At 68.8% G+C, this 20,789-nt stretch carries 17 protein-coding genes and 5 pseudogenes; 14 read left to right on the top strand and 8 right to left on the bottom strand.

Translation table 11 applies throughout. The features are described 5' to 3' along the window. Nucleotides 1–59 precede the first annotated feature (59 nt). Nucleotides 60–2,186 carry a glycoside hydrolase family 6 protein gene (locus OG975_RS00595; RefSeq protein WP_406326622.1) on the top strand — a complete coding sequence of 709 codons (2,127 nt, stop codon included), beginning with the start codon at nt 60–62 and terminating at the stop codon, nt 2,184–2,186. Between the two features lie 403 nt (nt 2,187–2,589). Here the strand turns inward: OG975_RS00595 and OG975_RS00590 are convergent, their stop codons facing one another. Continuing rightward, a complete protein-coding gene (locus tag OG975_RS00590) occupies nt 2,590–2,712 on the bottom strand; it encodes a hypothetical protein (RefSeq protein WP_406326620.1) in 123 nt (40 codons plus the stop codon). Nucleotides 2,713–2,963: 251 nt separating this feature from the next. Between OG975_RS00590 and OG975_RS00585 the strand changes: the two genes are divergently transcribed. Then, nucleotides 2,964–4,973: a hypothetical protein gene (locus OG975_RS00585; protein WP_406326618.1), complete on the top strand. Its 2,010-nt coding sequence runs from the start codon at nt 2,964–2,966 to the stop codon at nt 4,971–4,973. Nucleotides 4,974–4,996: 23 nt separating this feature from the next. On the opposite strand, the gene OG975_RS00580 is transcribed toward OG975_RS00585, so the two are convergent. The 3 genes and pseudogenes from OG975_RS00580 to OG975_RS00570 form a co-directional block, all read right to left on the bottom strand. Further along, nucleotides 4,997–5,194 (bottom strand): helix-turn-helix domain-containing protein, encoded by a 198-nt coding sequence (locus tag OG975_RS00580; RefSeq protein ID WP_406326616.1) that lies wholly within the window; start codon nt 5,192–5,194, stop codon nt 4,997–4,999. Nucleotides 5,195–5,331: 137 nt separating this feature from the next. Then, nucleotides 5,332–5,709 (bottom strand): hypothetical protein, encoded by a 378-nt coding sequence (locus OG975_RS00575; RefSeq protein WP_406326614.1) that lies wholly within the window; start codon nt 5,707–5,709, stop codon nt 5,332–5,334. A gap of 621 nt (nt 5,710–6,330) precedes the next feature. Further along, nucleotides 6,331–6,776 (bottom strand): annotated as a pseudogene (locus OG975_RS00570) (flavodoxin-dependent (E)-4-hydroxy-3-methylbut-2-enyl-diphosphate synthase); the annotation flags it as partial. Nucleotides 6,777–6,927: 151 nt separating this feature from the next. Between OG975_RS00570 and OG975_RS00565 the strand changes: the two are divergent. Then, nucleotides 6,928–7,131 carry a DUF4158 domain-containing protein gene (locus tag OG975_RS00565; protein ID WP_406326612.1) on the top strand — a complete coding sequence of 68 codons (204 nt, stop codon included), beginning with the start codon at nt 6,928–6,930 and terminating at the stop codon, nt 7,129–7,131. Nucleotides 7,132–7,242: 111 nt separating this feature from the next. Here the strand turns inward: OG975_RS00565 and OG975_RS00560 are convergent, their stop codons facing one another. Next, a complete protein-coding gene (locus OG975_RS00560; RefSeq protein WP_406326610.1) occupies nt 7,243–8,175 on the bottom strand; it encodes a transposase family protein in 933 nt (310 codons plus the stop codon). 147 nt (nt 8,176–8,322) lie between these two features. Here OG975_RS00560 and OG975_RS00555 point away from each other — a divergent pair. The 4 genes and pseudogenes from OG975_RS00555 to OG975_RS00540 all read left to right on the top strand — a co-directional run. After that, nucleotides 8,323–8,888: pseudogene (locus OG975_RS00555) on the top strand (IS5 family transposase); the annotation flags it as partial. 102 nt (nt 8,889–8,990) lie between these two features. Further along, the gene (locus tag OG975_RS00550; protein ID WP_406326609.1) at nt 8,991–9,989 is read left to right on the top strand and encodes a DUF1259 domain-containing protein; all 999 of its coding nucleotides are present in this window, start codon (nt 8,991–8,993) and stop codon (nt 9,987–9,989) included. After that, on the top strand, nt 9,989–11,194 hold the full coding sequence (locus OG975_RS00545) for a cytochrome P450 (RefSeq protein ID WP_406326607.1): 1,206 nt from the start codon (nt 9,989–9,991) through the stop codon (nt 11,192–11,194). The genes OG975_RS00550 and OG975_RS00545 overlap by 1 nt, the downstream gene beginning before the upstream one ends. Nucleotides 11,195–11,396: 202 nt before the next feature. After that, entirely contained in the window at nt 11,397–11,627 is a 231-nt protein-coding gene (locus OG975_RS00540) for a response regulator transcription factor (protein ID WP_406326605.1), read from the top strand. Between the two features lie 305 nt (nt 11,628–11,932). On the opposite strand, the pseudogene OG975_RS00535 reads toward OG975_RS00540, so the two are convergent. Further along, nucleotides 11,933–12,040, bottom strand: a pseudogene (locus tag OG975_RS00535) (transposase); the annotation flags it as partial. Between the two features lie 268 nt (nt 12,041–12,308). On the opposite strand from OG975_RS00535, the gene OG975_RS00530 reads away from it, so the two are divergent. Next, on the top strand, nt 12,309–14,021 hold the full coding sequence (locus OG975_RS00530; protein WP_406326603.1) for a transposase: 1,713 nt from the start codon (nt 12,309–12,311) through the stop codon (nt 14,019–14,021). A 63-nt stretch (nt 14,022–14,084) separates the two neighbouring features. Beyond that, nucleotides 14,085–14,390 (top strand): hypothetical protein, encoded by a 306-nt coding sequence (locus tag OG975_RS00525; protein WP_406326601.1) that lies wholly within the window; start codon nt 14,085–14,087, stop codon nt 14,388–14,390. A gap of 140 nt (nt 14,391–14,530) precedes the next feature. Here the strand turns inward: OG975_RS00525 and OG975_RS00520 are convergent, their stop codons facing one another. Then, the gene (locus OG975_RS00520) at nt 14,531–16,927 is read right to left on the bottom strand and encodes a tetratricopeptide repeat protein (protein ID WP_406326600.1); all 2,397 of its coding nucleotides are present in this window, start codon (nt 16,925–16,927) and stop codon (nt 14,531–14,533) included. Nucleotides 16,928–17,109: 182 nt separating this feature from the next. Between OG975_RS00520 and OG975_RS00515 the strand changes: the two genes are divergently transcribed. Further along, nucleotides 17,110–17,334, top strand: a complete 225-nt coding sequence (locus OG975_RS00515; RefSeq protein WP_406326599.1) for a dTMP kinase — start codon at nt 17,110–17,112, stop codon at nt 17,332–17,334. A gap of 418 nt (nt 17,335–17,752) precedes the next feature. Continuing rightward, a pseudogene (locus tag OG975_RS00510) lies at nt 17,753–18,025 on the top strand (relaxase domain-containing protein); the annotation flags it as partial. A gap of 364 nt (nt 18,026–18,389) precedes the next feature. On the opposite strand, the gene OG975_RS00505 reads toward OG975_RS00510, so the two are convergent. After that, the gene (locus OG975_RS00505) at nt 18,390–19,094 is read right to left on the bottom strand and encodes a helicase associated domain-containing protein (protein ID WP_406326597.1); all 705 of its coding nucleotides are present in this window, start codon (nt 19,092–19,094) and stop codon (nt 18,390–18,392) included. 72 nt (nt 19,095–19,166) lie between these two features. Between OG975_RS00505 and OG975_RS00500 the strand changes: the two genes are divergently transcribed. The 3 genes and pseudogenes from OG975_RS00500 to OG975_RS00490 form a co-directional block, all read left to right on the top strand. Further along, nucleotides 19,167–19,757 carry a hypothetical protein gene (locus OG975_RS00500; RefSeq protein WP_406326596.1) on the top strand — a complete coding sequence of 197 codons (591 nt, stop codon included), beginning with the start codon at nt 19,167–19,169 and terminating at the stop codon, nt 19,755–19,757. A 227-nt stretch (nt 19,758–19,984) separates the two neighbouring features. After that, complete coding sequence (locus tag OG975_RS00495; RefSeq protein ID WP_330301739.1) at nt 19,985–20,404, top strand: FKBP-type peptidyl-prolyl cis-trans isomerase; 420 nt, start codon at nt 19,985–19,987, stop codon at nt 20,402–20,404. A gap of 100 nt (nt 20,405–20,504) precedes the next feature. Then, nucleotides 20,505–20,735: pseudogene (locus tag OG975_RS00490) on the top strand (transposase family protein); the annotation flags it as partial. Nucleotides 20,736–20,789 lie beyond the last annotated feature (54 nt).

The raw sequence follows: 20,789 nt of genomic DNA, 5'->3' as shown, positions 1-20,789 counted from the left end.
CTCCCGCCACCGGGCCGTACCTCCGCACACCCTTATTCGAGAGGAGCACCAGAGCCGCGATGAACACCACCACGCACCTCAGACGCAGGAGCCGCTTCAGGAGGCTCGCGGCGCTGCTGCCGGCGCTCGCCATGGGCGCCGCGCTCAGCGTCGCACTGCCGGCCGCGCCCGCCTCGGCGGCCGCGGCGGCCCGCGTCGACAACCCGTACGTTGGCGCCAAGCCGTACGTCAACCCCGACTGGTCCGCCAAGGCGAAGGCCGAGCCGGGCGGCTCCGCCATCGCCGATGAGCCCAGCTTCGTCTGGATGGACCGGATCGCCGCGATCACCGGCACCTCCAACGGCCGCGGCCTGCGCGCCCACCTCGACACCGCGCTGACGCAGGGCGCCACGCTCTTTCAGGTCGTCATCTACGACCTGCCGGGCCGCGACTGCTCGGCGCTCTCCTCCAACGGCGAGCTGAAGGCGGAGGAGCTCAGCCGGTACAAGTCGGAGTACATCGACCCGATCGCGGCGATCCTCGCCGACCCGAAGTACGCCGCACTGCGGATCTCCGCGCTGATCGAGCCGGACTCGCTGCCCAACATGGTCACCAACGCGGGCAGCGCGGCCGGCGCCACGGACGCCTGCCGGCACGTGAAAGAGCTGGGGGCGTACGAGCACGGCGTGGGCTACGCGCTGAACAAGCTCGGTGACATCCCCAACGTCTACAACTACATCGACGCAGGCCACCACGGCTGGCTCGGCTGGGACACCAACTTCGACCCGGCCGTCGACGAGTTCAAGATCGCCGCCACCACCGAGGGCGCGACGGTCGACGACGTCGCCGGCTTCATCGTCAACACCGCCAACTACGGGGCGCTGCACGAGCCGAACTTCAAGGTCACCGACTCGGTGAACGGCACCACCGTGCGCCAGTCCAAGTGGGTCGACTGGAACTACTACGTCGACGAGCTGTCCTACGCCCAGGCGCTGCGCGACCGCCTGGTCAGCCGCGGCGGCTTCAACTCCGGCCTCGGCATGCTCATCGACACCGCCCGCAACGGCTGGGGCGGCACCGCACGACCCACCGGACCCGGCCCGCAGACCTCCGTCGACGCCTACGTTGACGGCGGCCGCATCGACCGCCGCCTCCACACCGGCAACTGGTGCAACCAGCAGGGCGCCGGAGTCGGCGAGCGCCCGCAGACCGCGCCCGAGCCGGGCATCGACGCGTACGTGTGGGCCAAGCCCCCGGGCGAGTCGGACGGCAACAGCGAGCCCATCGACAACGACGAGGGCAAGGGCTTCGACCGGATGTGCGACCCGACCTACGGGGGCAACGCGCGCAACGGCAACAACCCGACCGGCGCCATGGCCAACGCCCCGCTGGCCGGCCGCTGGTTCTCCGCACAGTTCCAGATGCTGCTGACCAACGCCTACCCGCCGCTGAACGGCGGCGGGGACCCGGGTACCGACACCGAGGCGCCGAGCGTCCCGGCGGGGCTGAAGACGACGGGCGTCACCTCGTCGTCGGTGTCGCTGTCCTGGACCGCCTCGACGGACAACGTGGGCGTCGCGTCGTACGACGTGTACCGCAACGGGACCCTCGTCGGCTCCACCGGCGGCACGACGTACACCGACAGCGGTCTGACCGCCTCCACCACCTACCAGTACAAGGTGCGGGCGCGGGACGCCGCCGGGAACGCCTCGGCCCAGTCCGCCCAGGTCGCCGGCACGACGACTTCGGGCGGTGGGACTGGTACCGGCAACCTGAAGGTGCAGTACAAGACGAGCGATACGAGTCTGACGGACAACGCCATCGGGATGAACCTGCAGTTGGTCAATACCGGGAGCAGTGCGCAGAGTCTGAAGGATGTCGAGATCCGCTACTGGTTCGACGACTCGGCTTCCTCGTACACGACGTGGTGTGACTGGGCGCAGATCGGCTGCTCGAACCTCACCCACTCGGTGTCGACGAACGGCACGACGACCGGGGCCAGTCGCTACCTGAAGGTCAATGTCACCGGCGGCACGCTCGCCGCGGGTGCCTCGACGGGTGACATCCAGTTGCGGCTGCACCGGGCCGACTGGTCGAACTTCAACGAGGCCGACGACTACAGCCACGGGACCGCGAGTTCGTACACAGACGCACCGAAGATCGGCGTCTACTCCGGCGGCCAGCTCCTGTGGGGCACCGCCCCGTAACCCGCAAGGCCTGACTCACGTACGGCGCGACGCGCCCCCGGGGTTTTTCGCTCCGGGGGCGGTGGGCCTGTCGCACAGCTCGCCCGCTCCAGTACAGCGGTCGGCGAGCCAGCGGCCTACTGCCCGGTCCAGGGCATCACCGTCGATGCCAGCCAGGAGCCGGCGGACCGTTGTCTCAGCCGGAAGGCAACGGCCGGGGAGCACGGGGTCGGCGCGTACGCCGAGCCGTTTCCGAACCTGGGGAGGGGCGTCGGCGTTGCAACCCGTTGACACCGCAGTAGGTCAGCGGGCGGATCCGTCCATGAGATAGGGCCCTGACCTGTGTCGAAGCCCCGCTTAACTTGTCATGCGGGGCTCAGACACAGGCCGCCTGGGGAGGCGGCCCCCGAGGTGGGAGCTGAAACTAGGAGGAGAGCTGGCCCAGCAGCCAGGCGATGAAGGTTCCGGCTGCACCGGAGACGAGGCCGCCCAGGACGGCGTAGACCAGGGCCAGGCGCTCGGGGCGCGTCAGGCGCTTACGGGACATGGGACCTCCATGGGTCGCGATCATCGGGTAGGCAGCTGGCCAGCTCGCTCTCCACACTCGGCCCCGCACAAAGATCGACTCCCAGTTGCGACGAGCGCCCCGCCTGCCGGGGTGTCGGTGCTGTTCAGGCCGTGTCCGGGGTTGGAGCGGGGGATGATGGTGCGATGAGTCGCGACAAGGGGGGCGGGCCGACCAGGCGGCCGCGGAGGCTGGAGCGGGCACGGGTGAAATGGCCCCGCCCGTTGCGAGAGTTGAAAGATCTGCTGTACGAGGCGTACCTGGCGGCGGACGCCCCGAGTCTGGACGACATGACTGCGGACATCGCCGCCGACGACAACCTGTCAGGGGCGCCGAGCCGGGACACCATCAGCCGCATCATCAGCTCCCCGAACCTGCCGCCCAGCCAGGCCGACGCGGTCTCCCTCGCCATGGTGCTCGCCCGCCGCGCTGCCTGGAACGAGGGCGATCTGGCCGCACAGGTGCGCAAGCTGTGGACCGAGACTCAGATGCACACCCCTGCGGGTCGGCCGATCAGCGAGTTCGACGACCTGCTCGTCCTGGACCATCTGGAGGTGCACCCGGCCCTCGACGTCGGCGCTGCCATCGACAGGCTCGGCGCGCTGCCCGCCTACGTCACTCGGGAGTTCGACGCGCGGCTGGGTTCGGTGGTAGCCGCCGCCGCGGAGGGGCAGAGCGGCATCGCGGTCCTGGTCGGCGGGTCCTCCACGGGCAAGAGCCGGGCCTGCTGGGAAACGGTCAAGAACCTGCCGGATGGATGGCGGCTGTGGCATCCGATCGAGCCCGACCACCCCTCCGCCGTAATCGGGCAATTGGACCGGTTGGCGCCGCAGACCGTGGTGTGGCTCAACGAAGCCCAGCACTACCTCCTCGACCAGGAGCACAACGCGCACATCGCTTCCGGTCTCCGTGAGTTACTGAACGACCCCGAACGCGGCCCGGTGCTGGTCCTGGGCACCATCTGGCCCGAGTACTGGGACGCACTCACCGATGTCCCCGGTCCCAGGACGGGGCCGGACCCGTACGCGCAGGCCCGCCAGCTGGTCAAGAACAAGAGCATCACTGTCCCCGAGGTCTTCACCGCCGACGAGTTGAGGACCGCAGAGGCCACCGCCGCCAGCGACCCCCGCCTGGCCGAAGCCCTTCAAGGCGCGGAGCAGGGGCAGGTCACCCAGTATCTGGCTGGCGTCCCCGCCTTGATCGAGCGGTACCGCACCGCGCGCCCGGCGGCGAAGGCGCTGATTGAGGTCGCCATGGACGTCCGCCGCCTCGGTCACGGACCCGCTCTGCCCCTGGCTCTGCTGGAAGCCGCCGCCGAGGGCTACCTCACTGACACCCAGTGGGACCTGCTGGACGACGACTGGCTCGAGCAGGCCCTCGCCCATGTCGCCCGCCCGGTGCGCGGCACCCGCGGCCCGCTGAGCCGCATCCGCCCCCGACGCGGCCACGCCGCCCCCGCCCAGCCCCACTACCGCCTCGCCGACTACCTCCAACAACACGGTCGACGTTCCATCGGCACCGTTCTTCCGACTCCCGACGCCCGCGATGCTCCCGTTGTCCCCGTTCCGGCTCACACGTGGGACGCTCTGATTGATCACGGCACTCCGGCAGCCCGCGCATCACTCGCCCGCGCAGCCCACGCCCGTGGTCTTCTCCGCATCGCCATGCGCCTCTACCGGGGCGCCGTCGAGGCCGGCGACACCCGTGCTCTGAGACCGGCGGCCGACCTCCTGCGGGTGGCTGACCGGGTGGAGGAGGCGATCGCCTGGTACCAGCGCGGCGCCGAGTCCGGCGACCTTCTCGCTCTGGGATGGGCGGTCTTGGTGCTGACGAAGCACGGCATGACGGACGAAGCCTTCACATGCCATCAGCGTGCTTCCGAGGCAAGTGATTCCGCCCCCTTGGGGATGGACGCTCTGCTGGAAAGGATGGAACAGATTGAGGCCGCGGACGCCTGGCTCCAACGCAACGTTGTCGACGGCGCGAGGGTCTCGACGGAGTGGGCTCCCCTGATGTTGAGGGACGATTATGCCTGGCTGTTGCAGAGGCCCACACGGGTGGCCGAAGCCCTGGAGCGATTGCGGGCCCATGCTGAAGCCGGCAGCGCCGGCGCCCTGACGCTGGCCGCCGATCTACTGCATGCGGCCGGACGGATGGGCGAGGAGAGAAGACTGAGGCGGTACGGCTGGGAGCCGATGGGATGGATTGCGGAGCGGTGGGAGGCTCCGCCGCCAGGTGGATGAACGGCCCACGTAATCCCGACACATCAGCTATGTACGTCGCTGGAGGTTCGGGCCCGCTCCGGAACGCGGTACACCGTCGCCGGGCTGACGGAGAACAGCTCGGCGAGGTCGGCGATGGAGTACTCGCCGGTGGCGTTCTGCTCGACCAGGTGGTCCTGCTGCCGGGCCATCAGCTTGGGCTGCTTGCCCTTCAGTTTGCCCTTCGCCCTGGCGACCGCCATGCCCTCCCGGGTCCGCAGCCGCAGAAGGTGGGGTCCCAGTAGTCCTTGCCGAAAACCAACGAAGCAGCCCCTGAACTGCGGTGATGCTTGCCCTTACACGGCGGCCCGCGCACATGGCCCGCCGAGCCGGACGTCCGTCAGAGCTGCGTGGTTCGGCACTCGCGTCGGCGCTGAAGCCAGACCAGGAGCCTCCTGGCCACGGTGAAGGCCCCAGCGAGGACGAGGAAGATGGCACTGGCCATCGGTCCGTTTCCAGCCCGCAGCTCGATGAGCATCCAGATGATGCCTGCTACACCGGCTAGGCCGAACACACCAGCGGCGGTGAGGCCGACGCCGTCGATGGCCCGGTCGATGCGGTACAACCGCTCCCGCTCCCCACGGATCCGGGTCTGTTCCCGTTCGATCTGCTCTTTCTCCTCCTGGATCCTGGCCTGTACTGCGCGAAGCCTTTCCTCCTCCCGCCGGAGTGCTTCGTCGAAGCCAGGAGGGCCAGACGAGGACGTACTATCCGCCATGCGGTACTCCCAGGGTCTCCACAGGGCCCACGGCCCAGGATCGGGCGCGCGGGGGTTCGCACAGAAGGGCCTCGTACCGGATCTGCTTGGCGGTGGGACTGGTCCGGGGCCCTTCACGCGTGGCGAAAACGTAGCGCGCCGTTTTCCTGCCGAGCACACGCCAGCACCCCGCGAGCACCCATGGGTTGGTACCAGCCCGCGTCTCTGCCAGGCGAGACGAGCAGGCTCAGCAGGGTCAGACAGTGACCGTGATCTGCACCATCTAGTAAACACAACACGGGGGCGGTGGAAGCAGCGGGAGCAGGTTGAACAGGAACAGGGAGAGGTTGACCTGCGGCATCCGTGACTGCAATAGCAGTAGCGGCTGTACTGCGGCACGCGGAAGACGAACAGCGGAATCGGCGTCAGCCGCCCCGGGATGGGTGGTGCCCCTTCTCGTGGTGTAGCCGATCAAGTACTCGGAATACGCAGGTCATCGCCGTATCAACGCCGTTCAGGGGTTGCCGATGACGCAAGGTCGCTTACACCACGAGGCGGACACGACCCCGGGATGTGGACACACTATGAAGTGCATAGCCCGGCATCCGCGCAGTTCAGGGGCTACTCCATTGGTCTTTCGGCGAGTACTACTGGGAAGTCGCACCGCTCGGCCAGCTCTCGGTACGCCTCGATCATTACGACCGGGTCGTTGTGCTTCAGCGAGATCTTTGATGTCCCGGAAGTCGTGCTCTTCGAAGAGCGACGCCTCCCACAGCGCCGACTCGACCAGGGGGTCGCCTTGCCGTACTTCTGCAGCAGCCGCTTGTCGTCGAACTGCTTGATGTTCCAGGGGTTGACGCGGACCGCGGCGCAGCCGACCTCGATGGCGTCGAAGACGTACTGCGGCTGGAAGTGGATGTCCGCGATCACCGGGATCTGCGACTTGCGGGCGATCGTCGCGAGCGCGCCCGCGTCGTCCTGGCTGAGACAGGCCACGCGCACGATCTGGCAGCCGGAGGCCGTCGTTCGGCGATCTGCTGCAGCGTGGCGCCGACGTTGAGCGTTAACGAACGTGTCACGAGCCGCAAACGCCGTTGATCATTTGTGACTTTCGGCGGTGCTGGCCTGGACTGTCCGGCAATATGCGTGTTCGTGAGCGGACTGCCGGTGGGGATGGATGAGCTGGTCGAGCACTGGACGGTGCCCGCCACGAGCTAGAGCTCATGGCGGGCAAGCGGGGTGCGACGGCTGGGGTTCGCGCTGCTGCTGCAGTACTACACCCGGCACGGTCGGTTTCCCCGGGGCCGGGCGGGCTTCCCGGACGAGCTGGTCGGCTTCGTTGCCCTGCAGATGAAGGTGCCGACGGCGGACTTCGGCCTGTACGAGTGGTCCAGGCGAGAGGTGAGTCAGGAGTCCGGGGCATTCGCCCGGAGGCTGCGCTGAAGGAGCCCACCGCGTGAGCAACGAGCGGGATCCGTACAAGACGCGGGTGAGACTAACGAGCTCGTGCATGGTTGGCGGTGAGACGTCCAGGACTTCGGAGGGGCCCGGGGGTCACATCTGCCGTGCCGATGTCAGGTCTGCGGTCTGCTGATGGGACAGCAGGCCGGCGATGGCCTGCACCGTGTCGCTCATGTGCTCGCGGCGGCCGAGGTGGCGTGCGAGTGCCCGCCAGTTCTTGAGATGTGCGATGCCGTGCTCGACCCGGATACGGCGTGAGGAATGCGCCTTGCGCTGGCGCTCGTACATCTCCTCGTACCAGTCCGGGGCGTTCTTCTTGAACTTGCGGTGCGGTGGTGTCACGACGCGTCCGCCGGTCTGTGCGCCCAGTCCCTGGTAGCCGGCATCGGCGAGGATCTCGACCGCGGGCCCGCCGGCCAGGAGCGTGACCAGCCCCAGCTGGCGGGCGTGGGTGATGTCCGCGCAACTCCCGGGCCTGGTCGGGCTGCACCACAGCACGCGTCCTTCGCCGTCCGTGACCACCATGGATTTGACGGCGTTCTGCTTGTTCTTGCCAGAGATGAACTTGTCCCGGTCCTTACGCCCTTGGGCCGGCCGCCGGACCCGGATCTCGGTGCCGTCGATGATGCCGGTCCTGCCGGTCGCGCCGAGATGGTCGACGACTTCCGCCAGAGTCCGCAGCCGTACGTCGGGGCTGATGGTGCATCCTCGCTCGGCGAGCAGGGGCCGCACCTCACCGACGGCTCGGGTGATGGTGGAGCGGTCCACGCCAAACCAGCAGGCCAGCACGTCGTGGGTGGCCCCGTGACGGAGATGAACGAGAGTGGCCAGCAGTCGGTCGATGAACACCAGCCGGTGCTTCGCGCCAGCACCCATGGCCCGCTTGCGCGGCCGGGAGGCAAGTCTGGCCTGGTGGCGCTCATGCCACAACGGCCCCGCTTCGGCGACGAGTTCAGCGATCACGTCGGCCGTCAGGCCCGTGATCCGCCGGTTGCTGATGACCAGTGCACGAGTTGAGTTCCCCACCACGCAACCATGATCAACGATCGAGGACTCGACGTCTCACCGCCAACCATGCACGAGCTCGTTACTGACCTTGCTGGCGTGATGTCGTTGGGGACGACAACCACAGCTTGTCGTCCCCAACGACATCACGCCAGCAAGGTCAGTAGACGGCGAAAGCGCCCCGGTGCGGTCCGAACGCGGCGCATCCGCCGCAGACGCAGAGCCCGGCTGAAGGCCGCCTTGCTCGGCCGGTCCCGCGGCGGACTGACCAGCAAGATCCACCTGGCGGCCGACCGGCGCTGCGACCGATGGCGCTGGTCCTGACCGCCGGACAGGCCGCCGACAGCCCCCAGTTCATCCCCGTCCTGGAGAAGGTGGGGGTCCGCCTGCCCGTCGGCCGGCCCCGCACCCGGCCCGGCGCCGTGGCCGCCGACAAGGTGTACTCTTCCCGCGCCAACCGCGCTCACCTGCGTAAATGCCGCATCAAGGCGGTCATCTGGGAGAAGAAGGACCAGGCCGCCAACCGCAGGAAGATGGGCAGCAGGGGCGGCGGACCCGTCACTCACGACACCGGCCTCTACCGCGACCGCAACACGGTTGAGCGGGCCATCAATACGATGAAGGACTGGCGAGGCATCGCCACCCGCTACGACAAGACGCCCGAGAGCTACCTTGCCGGACTCCATCTCCGCACAGCGACCATCTGGCTCCGCAGCCTCCCGCAAGCCCATTGATCACAACTGAGGACCCCCCTAGCCCACCTGGCGGGATGTGACTGTGCCGATCAGCGGTCCACGCGGTCTCCCGTGCTTCCATCGCGCCAGGAGGCATATGACATGGCTGACGAGCCGCAGCAGGACACCCGCTCCCGACTCACCGCGTCCCGGCGCCGCGTGCTGGCCGCGGCCGCCCTTGCGCCCATACTCACCGGTGTGCCTGCCGGGGCCCGCGTCCTGTCCGCCGGACCGGAGGACCGCGCCCTGGTCGAACCGGTGATGACCAAGCTGGCGGACTGGGCGGACGTGGGCGAGGCTCTCGGCCGACCCGGTGACATGAGACGGTTCATGTACCACACGGGCCTGCCGCGCCGGGACCTTACGGTCTTCTCCCGCGGCATCCGGATCAACCCCGCGCTCGCCCTGGGCACGCACGTGTCCTTCGTCCGGTACGCAGACCACAGCACGCTTTTGATGGGCGACGCCGTGGTCACCGAGTGCGAACTGCAGCACTTCAGCGACGTCCTGCAGGAGCACGGGATCATGCAGACCGCCATCCACAAGCACCTGCTCGCCCATGAGCCGGATGTCTGGTGGGTTCATCTGCACGCCCACGGCCACGATCCGGTCACCGTCGCCCGCGGTCTGCGCGCCGCATTCGACTGCACCGGCACCCCGCCCGCCGAACCCACCACCCCCTCGCTGCCCGTCGACCTGGACACCGCCGCGATCGACGCCGCCATGGGCGTCAAGGGCGCCGCCGACGGCGAGATCTACAAGTGCACCTATGTCCGCCGCGAGACCGTCGCCGACGGCCCTGTGATCCTGCCTCCGGGACTGGGCGCCACCACCTCCGTCAACTTCCAGCCGCTCGGCGGCGGAAGGGCCGCCCTCAGCGGTGACCTGGTCATGATCGCCAAGGAGGTCCAGCCCGTCCTCGTGGCCCTGCGGCGCGGTGGCGTCGAACTCGTCGAGGTGCACCACCACAACCTCACCGACGAACCACGCCTGTTCTTCGTCCACTACTGGGCCGTGGGCGATGCCGTCAGCCTCGCCAAGGCCATTCGCCGGGCCGTGGACACCACCAACGTCGTACCCATGCCCGGAGGAGCCGGCTGATGACCGCCGACAACGAGACAAGCATCTGCCCGTTCGACTTCAGCGAAGCCCTGGAGTTCGACCCTGCGCTCGCGGACCTGATGCACCGCGATTCCCCCGCACGCATCCGGCTTCCCTACGGCGATGCGGACGCCTGGCTGGTCACCGGCTTCGACTCCGTCAAGCAGGTGACCACCGACCACCGGCTCAGCAGGGCCGCCGTCATCGGCCACGACTACCCCCGGCTGACGCCGGAGCCCATCGTCTCGCCCGAATCGATCAACGTGATGGACCCGCCGCACAGCAGCCGCGTCCGCCAGCTGGCCTCGCAGGCCTTCACCCAGCAGCAGGTCGACGGGATGCGGAGCCGGATCACCTGGCTCGCGGACGTCCTGCTGGACGAGATGGAGGAGCAGGGCCCGCCGGCGGACCTGGTTCAGCACCTCTCCGACCCGCTTCCCCAGCACACCATCCTGGACCTCCTCGGCGTCGAACGGGAGGAATGGCCCCAGATGCAGGAGTCCGTGCGCCAGCTGCTCGTCGTCGGCGCGGACAGCAAGGAGGCCGCGGCGAGCGCCAAGGCCGATCTGACGGCCTACTTCGCCAAACTCGTCGAGCAGCGCCGGAACTCACCCGGCAAGGACCTCATCAGCGTGATGGCCGCAGCGCGGGACGGCGAGGACCAGCTTGACGACAGGGAACTGGCGGTCATGGCACTGACGCTGACACTCAGCGGCCAGGACACGGCGACGTGCCAGATCAGCGACATCGCGTACCTGCTCCTGACGCGTCCCGAGCTGATGGAACACCTCAGGCGCCGGCCAAAGACCCTGACTGACGTCCTGCAGGAGATGCTCCGCCACATCCCGTTCCGCAAGGGGGTCGGTATCCCCCGGGTGGCCCTTGAGGACGTGGAGCTGGACGGCGTACGGATCCGGGCGGGCGACTTCGTCCACGTGTCGTATCTGACGGCCAACCGTGACCCGGAGCGCTTCCCGGACTCGCACGTCCTCGACCCCGACCGGCCCTACCAGCCGCACATGACGTTCGGCTGGGGCGGACACCGGTGCATCGCCGTGCCCTTGGCCATGGCGGAGCTGGAAGTGGCGATCGGGCGCCTCCTGGAGCGCTTCCCCGGGCTGAGGCTTGCGGTGCCGCCGGAGGAAGTGCGGTGGGACACGGAGACGATCCGGCGGTTTCCGCTGGAGCTGCCGGTGACTTGGTAGGAACGCCTGAACCGCGCCGGGCCTGACGGGGTAGTGCGTCGGCTCGCTTCGTCGTGACACGCCTGTGACAGTCGGCGGACACGGTCATGAAGTCCTCCGGGCAGTCTTTTCGAAAGGGGACAAAAGGCAGCATTCGGGCATTTGTCCCCTACTTTCGAAGGTGTGAGCAGCGATGACCGAGCCGACACGCGGAGGAAATCCCATGAGCCTCACACTCACCACGCCGTACACCGAAGCCCCCGCACCTGCGCTGGCCCCGCGTGAGCTGGAGACCCTGCGACACATCGCCTCGGGGCGCACCTACCTGCAAGCGGCCCGCCAGATGGGACTCTCCCGGCACACCGTCGACGCCTATCTCCGCCGCATCCGGGCCAAGCTCAACATCAACACCACGGCCGAACTCACCCGACTGGCCATCTCCCTGGGACTGTGACGCCCGGCCGTACGGGGCCAGAAACCGCCCCCAGATGATCCGGCCCCCCTGCACGCCCCCGGGCTCACGCCGCGCTGCACCGCCGCTGCTCACCGGCCCGGGCCGAGTCTCCCCGCCTCGGCCCGGCCCAGTAAGCAGCGGCCCGTCAGGGCCCGTGACACTGCTGCGGACCGGGTATGCGCCACCGGCTGTGTGCGGAGGGGGGTATGCGCCACCGGCCTTGCCTGCCCGCCGTCCGGGCCACGCCTTCGCTGCCGCGCCGGCGGATGTCTTTGGCCGTTGGCGGTCTTGTGTGCGGGTGTCGTGGCGTGGCGGTTTCGCCCGATGATGTAGCGGCGGATCATGCTGTCCTGCTCTTTGCGGCTGCGGTGGTCGGTGCCGTCCAGGGCGAAGTGGCGCAGCGCGGTGAACTGGACTCGGGCAGCAGAGTTTCCTCACGAACGCCGACCGGCCCGTCCGTCTCGGCGACACGGCATTGCCGTCACTTCTCGGGCTCTGGCTCAACTTCTGGATGCTGTTGGTGATCTTCGCTCGGTGGGGTGAAGTTGGCGGGCCCCGTCCCTGTTGATCTCCCTGTGGTGGTCCGCTGGTGGGAGCGGGGCGGAGCGAGCGGTCGGAGGGGTGGCCGCGATGTCGATGGGCTCGGTTTCGGGACGTGTGGTCCCTCCGCTGACAGTGCGTATGGCGCGGGCGAGCAATCCGCGGGGCACGCCGGCGATGTGGGTGCGCGACCGGCTGGACGAGTTGTTCGTGGACGAGGACTTCGCCGACTGGTTCCCGGTCGACGGGCGGCGGGGCCTGTCGCCGGCCCGGCTGGCATTGGTGTCGGTGCTGCAGTACGCGGAGAACCTGACCGACCGGCAGGCCGCCGAAGCGGTCAGATGCAGGCTGGACTGGAAGTACCGCCTCGGCATGGATCTTGATGATGCCGGGTTCGACTACTCAGTGCTCAGCGAGTTCCGGGACCGGATGGCCGAGGGCAACCGCGCGGATCGGCTGCTGGCCGTGATGGTCGACCACCTCGTCGCTGCGGGGCTGGTGAAGCGCCGCGGTGCAGTGCGCACGGACTCCACCCATGTGCTGGCCGCGGTGCGGACGCTGAACCGCACGGAGCTGGTCACCGAGACCCTGCGGGCCGCGCTGGAGCAACTCGCCCTGGCCGACGAGGAATGGCTGGCGCCACTGATCGAGCCGGGCTGGGTCGACCGTTACGGACGTCCGGCCTTCTACCACCGCCTGCCCAAGGGCAAGGCGGCCCTGGAGGAGCATGCCCTGCGGGTCGGCGAGGACGGGACGAGGCTGCTGAAGGCGGTCTTCCGTGCCGATGCCCCGCCACGGCTGCGCGTTCTCCTGCAGGTCCAACTGCTACGGCGGATATGGGTGCAGCAGTACTGGTACGACGCGGCGGGCCGGTTGCGGTGGCGGGGTCCGAAGTCCACCACCGACCGGCTGAGCCGGCGCACGATGCCCCGCAGGACGGCCCTGCCTCCGCAGGCCGACGGACGGCCAGACCCCGCCACGGCCTGCGTCCCGTGGGCCAGTCTGGAAATCGTCTCCCCCTATGACGTCGAGGCCCGTTACAGCCAGAAACTCACCGCGGCCGGCCAGAAGTCCTGGATCGGCTACCGCGATCACCAGACCGAGACATGCGGGGAGACCGGGCCGAACGTCATCGTGCAGGTCGTCACCCAGCCCGCCCCGGAGCAGGACATCGCGGTGCTCGACGACATTCACCAGGGCCTGGTCCGGCAGGGGTTCACCGATCTGGAGCACTTCGTGGATGGCGGATATGTCACGCCCGAGTCCATCGACCGGTCGGCCCGCACCCATGGCTTCACCCTGACCGGGCCGGTCCGCCCCGATCCCCGGGCGCGTGAACATCCCGGCTTCACGAAGGCGGATTTCACCCCCGACTGGGAGGCCCGCACCCTCACCTGTCCTCGAGGGGTGACGAGTCACCCCTGGAAACCCACGCTCGGCGACGGGCACGAGCGGCTGTCCGTCATGTTCCCCAGGCCCGCCTGCCGGGCCTGCGAGGACCGACTGGAGTGCACCGGCAACGCCGCCGGCCGGGGCCGCCACATCATCCTCCTGCCTCAGCCGCTCCAGGAGATCCAGACCCAGGTCCGCCGCGAGCAGGAGACTTCCAAGTGGCAGCAGCACTACGCGATCCGCGCCGGCTGCGAGGCGACTGTCTCAGAAACCGTCCATGCCCACGGCCTGCGCCACTGCCGCTACCACGGCATCGCGAAAACCCACGTCCAGCACGTGCTCACCGCCGCCGGAACGAACATCATCCGCCTCAGCGGATGCCTTCCGCCCGGCACCACCCCACCGCGTCCCATCAGACCAGCCAGCCAATTTCGGCGCCTCTGCCGGGACTTGGCCATCTGAAGATCACCAACAGCATCCAGAAGTTGAGCCAGAACCGTGAGTTGTCGATAAAGCCACGGGCCGGTGCGCTGGTGCCTGGACCTCGACTACCGGTCTGGTGTCGGCTACCGGAAGCAGGAGTTGGTCGACGCGCTCACCGACCCCGAGTTCGGCCTACCGGTCGCACGGGCCCATCACCTCGATGCGATCTATCCGCCGCACGAAATGGAGAACTGGATCCGGCTGGACGATGAAGCCCGCACTGGCTTGATCGAGCTGCGGTTCGCCACCTTCAACTACCGCTCGCTCCAGCCGAAGGCGAACCCCACGTACAGGACGATCGTGGAAACCATCCAGGCCCGCGTGGACGCGGTGCCGGTGGTCGGCTGACGAGACAGGATGCACAGCCGACTCATGCCGCGCGCCCGTGGTCGGGGGGTGTGACCACCGGCGTGGACATGCGGGGAGGCCTGTAAGCGTCCAACAAGAGCGTTCGGCCGCACGGCTATCCAGTCCAGGAACCGGTCGATCTAGGAACGCCGACTTGCTGCGGCCTTCCTCCAATAACCCAACGCGGTCCGGGTGGCGCGGGTGTCGGGGTGCTCGGGGCCCAGCACTCGTTCCCGGATGGGCAGCAGTTGGGCGAAGGCGAGCTGGGCGCCGACTGCGTCCCCCGTCTCTCCCTGCCAGCGCGCCAGTTCATGCCGGGTGATGAGGGTGGAGGGGTGGTTGGGTCCCTGCACTCGTTCCCGGATGGGCAGCAGTTCGGCGAACACGGCCGCGGCGCCGGCTGCGTCCCCCGTCTCTCCCCGCCAGCGCGCCAGGCTGTGCCGGGTGGCGAGGGTGTCGGGGTGCTCGGGGCCCTGCACCCGCGCCACGAGGGGCAGTAGTTCGGTGAGTGCCTCCGCGGCGCCTGCTGCGTCCCCCGTCTCTCCCCGCCAGCGCGCCACGTTGTGCCGTGCGGCGAGGGTGTCGGGGTGCTCGGGGCCGCGGGCCTGCTCCACGAGGGGCAGCAGTTGAGCGAAGGCGGCCTGGGCGCCTGCTGCGTCCCCCGTCTCTCCCCGCCAGCGCGCCAGTTCATGCCGGGTGGCGAGGGTGTCGGGGTGGTTGGGCCCCTGCACTCGTTCCCGGATGGGCAGTAGTTCGGTGAGTGCCTCCGCGGCGCCGGCTGCGTCCCCCGTCTCTCCCCGCCAGAAGGCCAGGTTGTGCCGCGCGGTGAAGGTGTCGGGGTGCTCGGGGCCGCGGGCCTGCTCCACGAGGGGCAGCAGTTCGGCGAACACGGCCGCGGCACCGACCGCATCCCCTGTCCGCCCCCGCCAGAAGGCCAGTTCGTGCCGGGTGGTGAGGGTGTAGGGGTGCATGAAGCCGCGGACCTGCTCCACGAGGGGCAGCAGTTCGGCGAAGGAAGCCGCGGCGCCGGCTGCGTCCCCCGAGCGCCCCCGCCAGAAGGCCAGGTCGTGGCGTGCGGTGAGGGTGTCGGGGTGCTCGGGGCCCAGTACCCGTTCCCGGATGGGCAGCAGTTCGGTGAAGGCGGCCGCGGCGCCGGCTGCGTCCCCCGAGCGTCCCCGCCAGGAGGCCAGGTCGTGGCGTGCGGTGAGGGTGTCGGGGTGCTCGGGGCCCAGTACCCGTTCCCGGATGGGCAGCAGTTCGGCGAGGGCGGCCGCGGCGCCGGCTGCGTCCCCCGAGCGTCCCCGCCAGGAGGCCAGGTCGTGGCGTGCGGTGAGGGTGTCGGGGTGCTCGGGGCCCAGCACCCGCTCTTTGACGGGCAGTAGTTGGGCGAAGGCGGCCTGGGCGCCGGCTGCGTCCCCGGCCTCTCCCTGCCAGAAGGCCAGGTTGTGCCGGGTGGTGAGGGTGTCGGGGTGCTCGGGGCCTTGGAAGTGAATGGAGGTGTTGAGGAGGGCGGTGTACATCTTGACGGCCTTGCGGTAGTCGCCTGTCTTGGCTGCGGCTTCGGCAGCGGCTCGCAGGGCGGGGATGTTGTCCGCGGTGAGGGGGCCGGATACAGGGTTATCCGGTGGGTTGTCCCGGACAACCCCGTCTACCGCGGGGTCTGGGATGAGGTCGTGGGCGATGCGCTGCAGCATCTGGTCGTCGCGGTCGTTGACGGCCGCAACCTGGGTCAGAGCCTGGTCGATGTCGTCACCGACCGGATCGGCGGTCATCACGGGATGTGCGGGCCCGTGGGCTGGGGTGTCATATCCGGCGGTGTTGTTGTTGGCCGTTCCGGTGCGCAGCCGGTCGAGTTCGTCAGTGAGCTGGTCGACCTGGGCCTGGACTCGGGCGGCGAGTTCCTCGGCTTGGCGTTGTTTCTCCTGGGCGCGCTGGAGTTCCTGCTGGGCGCGCTGTTCTTGCTCTTGGGCGCGGGTGAGCTGCTGCTGGGTCTGCCGCAGGACTGCAGGGGCGGCGTGTGCGGCGTGGAGCTGGTCGCGTTCGCCTGTCAGGTCGGTGATCCGCCGTTCCAGCTTGTTGACCATCGCGAGGAGGACCATGACGAGTTTCGCGGAGTTTCCGGCGGCCTCGCGCAGTTGGTTCTCTTGTTCCAGGGAGCGGGTGAGGCGCTCGTAGATCTCGACCTGTTGGGCCCGGGCTTCGGTGAGTTCCCGGGCGGAGGTGGCAGGGGGCGGCGGCTGCACCGGCGAGGGGTGGGCGGCCGCCCGCAGCAGCTTGATGGCTTCGGCCAGGCGCTGCTCGCACAGCCGGGGTTCGGGAACCGTCGCACGGATCAGGGTGGTCACGAACTTCTGGTCGGGAACCTTCCCGGCCAGATATTCGCTGATCCGGGACTTGGAGAAAGGGATGGCGCTGGCCAGCGTGTTCAGGGTCTTGCCACTGGCGTCGACCTGTACCCGCAGGAAGTCGGCGAGCGCCCTCGCCTCTTCGCTCTCGGCCCGGATCGGCCCCCAGGGCCTGCCTCCCCGCCCCGCCATGGGTGCTTCCCCCTTGCCGTATCCGGGACTTGGTTGTCCGTGCCCGTCCCGGGACAACGCCGATGTTTTCCGCACCTTACCTGCGGCAATTCCCCGGACGAGCCTGAACTACCCAACCACGCGGCACAGTTGCCTCACCGCACCGCGGGACCCCACCGAACCCCCGGCTACTGGAGACTTCCGTGCTGCCACCCTGGCTTCCCTCGCCGCGCACCGTAGGCGCGCTCCAGCGCGTCCTGCTCGTCGCCCTGCTCACCCCTGCCGTGCTCGTCGCCCTCGCCGCAGCGGTCCCGTCCCTGATCCTGCTGCCATTCCTCCCCGGCGGCACCGACCGCGCCACCAAGCTCCTCACCGCGCACACCCGGTACTTGAGCACCCTGCTGACCAACAGCCGACCCGACCCGTAGAACGGGCCCGGGAGCGCGGGGCGCTTACGCCGGTCGCTGCAGGCAACGGCCGGCGTCGTATCCGGGCATGCCAAAGCCATCCCGATGGTCTACGCGCTGTGCGCGAACTTCATCGAGGACGTCTTCTTGGCCGCGGTCTTCCTCGTGGGTTTCGCGGGCATCTCGTGGACGTCGGCGTCGTTGCCGTCTTGCCGCGCGAGGTCCGGGCCTTGTGTACGGACTTCTGCAGCACGGCCGGTCGCGCAGCATTTGCATGGGCCCGGTGGGTGCAACCGGGAGCGAAAGACGGTGTCCGTCAGACGGGCGCGACAACGCCGCAGGCGCCCGCCGCGCGGGATCGGCCGTGAAGTTCCGGTGAACCCTCCCACCTCACGGGATCGCGCTTTTCTGCAGGTCAGAGCCGTTGTCTCCTGTGGTCATGATCAGTGTTGCGAAGGTTCAGCCGGGCAACTCCTGGCGGTATTACGTGCGGGGCGTGGCCTTCGGGGACGGGCGCCGCCCGGCCCGGACGTCGTTGAAGAACTCCCAGGAGGAGGCCGGTCTCGCGCCCGGGGTGTGGATGGGGCTGGGACTCGCCGCTCTCGGGCTCACCGCCGGTTCGGTGGTGACGGAGCGACAGGCGGAGCTGCTGTTCGGGGAAGGCCGGCACCCGGACGCCGACCGTATGGAGCGTGAGCGCCTGGACGATGGTGCGATGTGCCGGTTTGGCGTCAGTGAGTGAGTGTCAGTGACGGCATGTCAGATTGGTGTGTTTGTGCTGATGGTGGAGTATTTGGGGGGTCGGGTCACTGACGTGGGGTGGTGTATGCGGCGGGCGTGGCTGTCATGGGGCGGTACACCCCACTCCGTTCCACTGTCATGGGAACGGCATTTCTGATCCTTCGAGGGCTGCGCGGCGGCACGCTGGACGACCGGCCCCGACGGCACCCGCACCAATGACGGCCACTACTCCTACCGCAATCCCGCCAGCCCGTTCGCTCTTCCGCCCGACCGTCTGTCCCGAGTCTCGGCAGCGCTCCGCCCGTAATCCACCCCGGCAGACGACCGAACCGGCCTCATGCCCACTCCAGCCCGAGTTCGGCGAGCTGCTGGAGCTTCTCTTCGGGCAGCTTCGCGCGTCTGGTTTTGGTGTTGGTCAGCCACACCCCGAGCTTGATCTCCGTTCCGTCGGGGAGTGTCTCTACGTGCCCCCGTGGGACGGTCACAGAGCCGGTACGTGTCTTGTGCTGCGCCAGGGCCGCAAGGCCCCGCTCGAAGGCCCCCAGGGCCCCCAGGGCCCCCAGGGCCCCCAGGGCCGCCGTGGACGGCTTGGCGGGGGCTTCTTGTTCCGGGGGTAGGGGCGTGATGCCGAGCTGTTCCAGGCGCTGTCGCTGGCCGTCCATCAGGGCGCCCCACACTCCAGACTGACGCTGTTTGGCTAGCCATCGTCCGATGTCCATGCCGTGGATGGTGACGCCGGGCAGGACCTCGGTGGGCTCGGCCAGTCCGGTTTCTTCGCGCAGGAGTTCGTGTACGGCGGCGTAGTGCCGCTGCCAGTCCACCGGCCACGTCGGGTTCCAGTTCGGATCGATCGCCGCGAGCGCGGCCGCTCGCTCCGGATGCCCCTCCAGCACCCCGGCGCGGCGGAGGTTGGACAGCCACTGCCCGATCGGCTTGTCCAGCGCGGTGGCCGTCCGAGGGGCGCACAGCGTCCAGTGCTTGCTCGTCTCAGGTCCCCACGGTGGGCACTGCGGTAGGCCGGAACGCTTCGCCGCCGACATAGTGATCCTCGCCAGGTGCGGCGGCGCACAATCGGCTGGCGGGCGGGACGCCGCACCTGCGATTCTTACGCGGTGACCCAAGGGATGTTCTCCCTTCCCGCGACGCATCGCCCCAAAGGGCGTCGCTACATTCGGGAGATCCGCCGCGCGATCCTGGACTACTGGTACGCGACCGTCGAAGACGCCGAGGCGGCGGCACTGGAAGCTCGGCGCGTGGTCTCGGCCGTCAACGTGCTTGACGAAGCCGTGTTCGCCGACGCCTTCGGGCAGCCGTACCGGGACCACCGGGCACGCGACCGTGAGGGCAAGGTCGTCATGGGCCTGGAGCTCATCCGCAACTGCGAGGAACACGCAGCCGTCGTATTCGACGAACTCCTCGTCCCCTACGCCCAGTTCAGCATCCCCATGGCCCACGGCGGAACCCGCATGCGCACCGTCTACCGGTGGGCCCGGTACGCAGATCTGCCGCCCGACTATGCGAACCTGACCAGCACAGCCACCGCCGGCCAGAAGCGCGCCCGCAAGGAGGCTCAGGGCGCCTTCCGGGACTGGGTCGAAGGCCGGCACGTCCTGGACACCCTCTTCGACGCGGTTCGCTTCTTCCAGGACCTCGACCCGGGCCTGGCCGTCAGCGAACCACCGGAGACCAACTCGTGTCTGTAGTCAGGGTCTCCCTTGAGGAACGCGCAGACGAAACATGGCCCGAGACGCGCCCTGGTTTGGCCGGCTCTCCCTCCGGTACATCCCCCGGACGCGAGAGCCGTGTTCCGTGGCACGGGGTGCACCTCGGAGCATGGGCATTGCCGGTAGCGTGATCGCCTGCCGCATGGAATGTCCATGTGTCCGGCCGGCCCGTGCGAGGGATTCCGGTGGCGAGCGATGGGACCGCGATGAGCGAACTGACGAAGCCCAGAATCGAGGTTCCGGAGGGTGACGCGCCCACCGAGCTGACGATCCGGGACCTCGTGGTTGGGGACGGCCCCGAGGCGCAGCCGGGCAGGGTCGTCCAGGTTCACTATGTAGGGGTCACGTTCGCGTCCGGAAGAGAGTTCGACTCCTCCTGGGAGCGGGACCGGCCGTTCAAGTTCGCCGTGGGCGGTGGCAGGGTCATCAAGGGCTGGGACCGGGGAGTAAGGGGAATGAAGGTCGGCGGCCGGCGCGAGATCATCGTTCCCCCGCGTCTCGGTTACGGCAAGCAGTCACCCTCTCCGTTGATCCCGGCGGGCTCGACGCTGATCTTCGTCGTGGACCTACTCACGGTCGTGGGCGGGCCCGCCGGAGCGAGGCCCGGCTCGACCGGCTCGGCCTGAACCTGGCGCTCCTGAGAGGCCGGGGACACCCTGTCGCTGCCACGTATGGACAGTGGCACTCCTCGACAGACACCTCCTCAACCCGTGGCGCGCGAGATGGCGGCCCGTCACAGGCGCCGGCACCTGGGTCACCACCGGCCTCAAACGGCCACCATGCGGAGAGCTGACCCCGACCCAGCACACCGTCAACCGGGCCCTTGCCCAAGCCAGGGCTCCGGTCGAGCGCGCCATGGCACGGCTGAAGTCCTGGCAGATCTTCCGCAGATCCCACATCAGCCCCAACCGCATGATCATCGCCAAAGCCGTCCTCACCCTGGAGAGGCAACGCTGAGTGGGCGTTCTGTGAGTCGTCGGAGTCGTTGTCCGGTTTGAGGGCTTGCGGTTG

Origin of the sequence: Streptomyces sp. NBC_00203 (assembly GCF_045206325.1) — a bacterium.
In the GTDB taxonomy this organism is placed as follows: domain Bacteria; phylum Actinomycetota; class Actinomycetes; order Streptomycetales; family Streptomycetaceae; genus Streptomyces; species Streptomyces lutosisoli.
The sequence above is the reverse complement of the archived record's forward strand: the minus strand, read 5'-3'. Positions and strand labels throughout refer to the sequence as shown.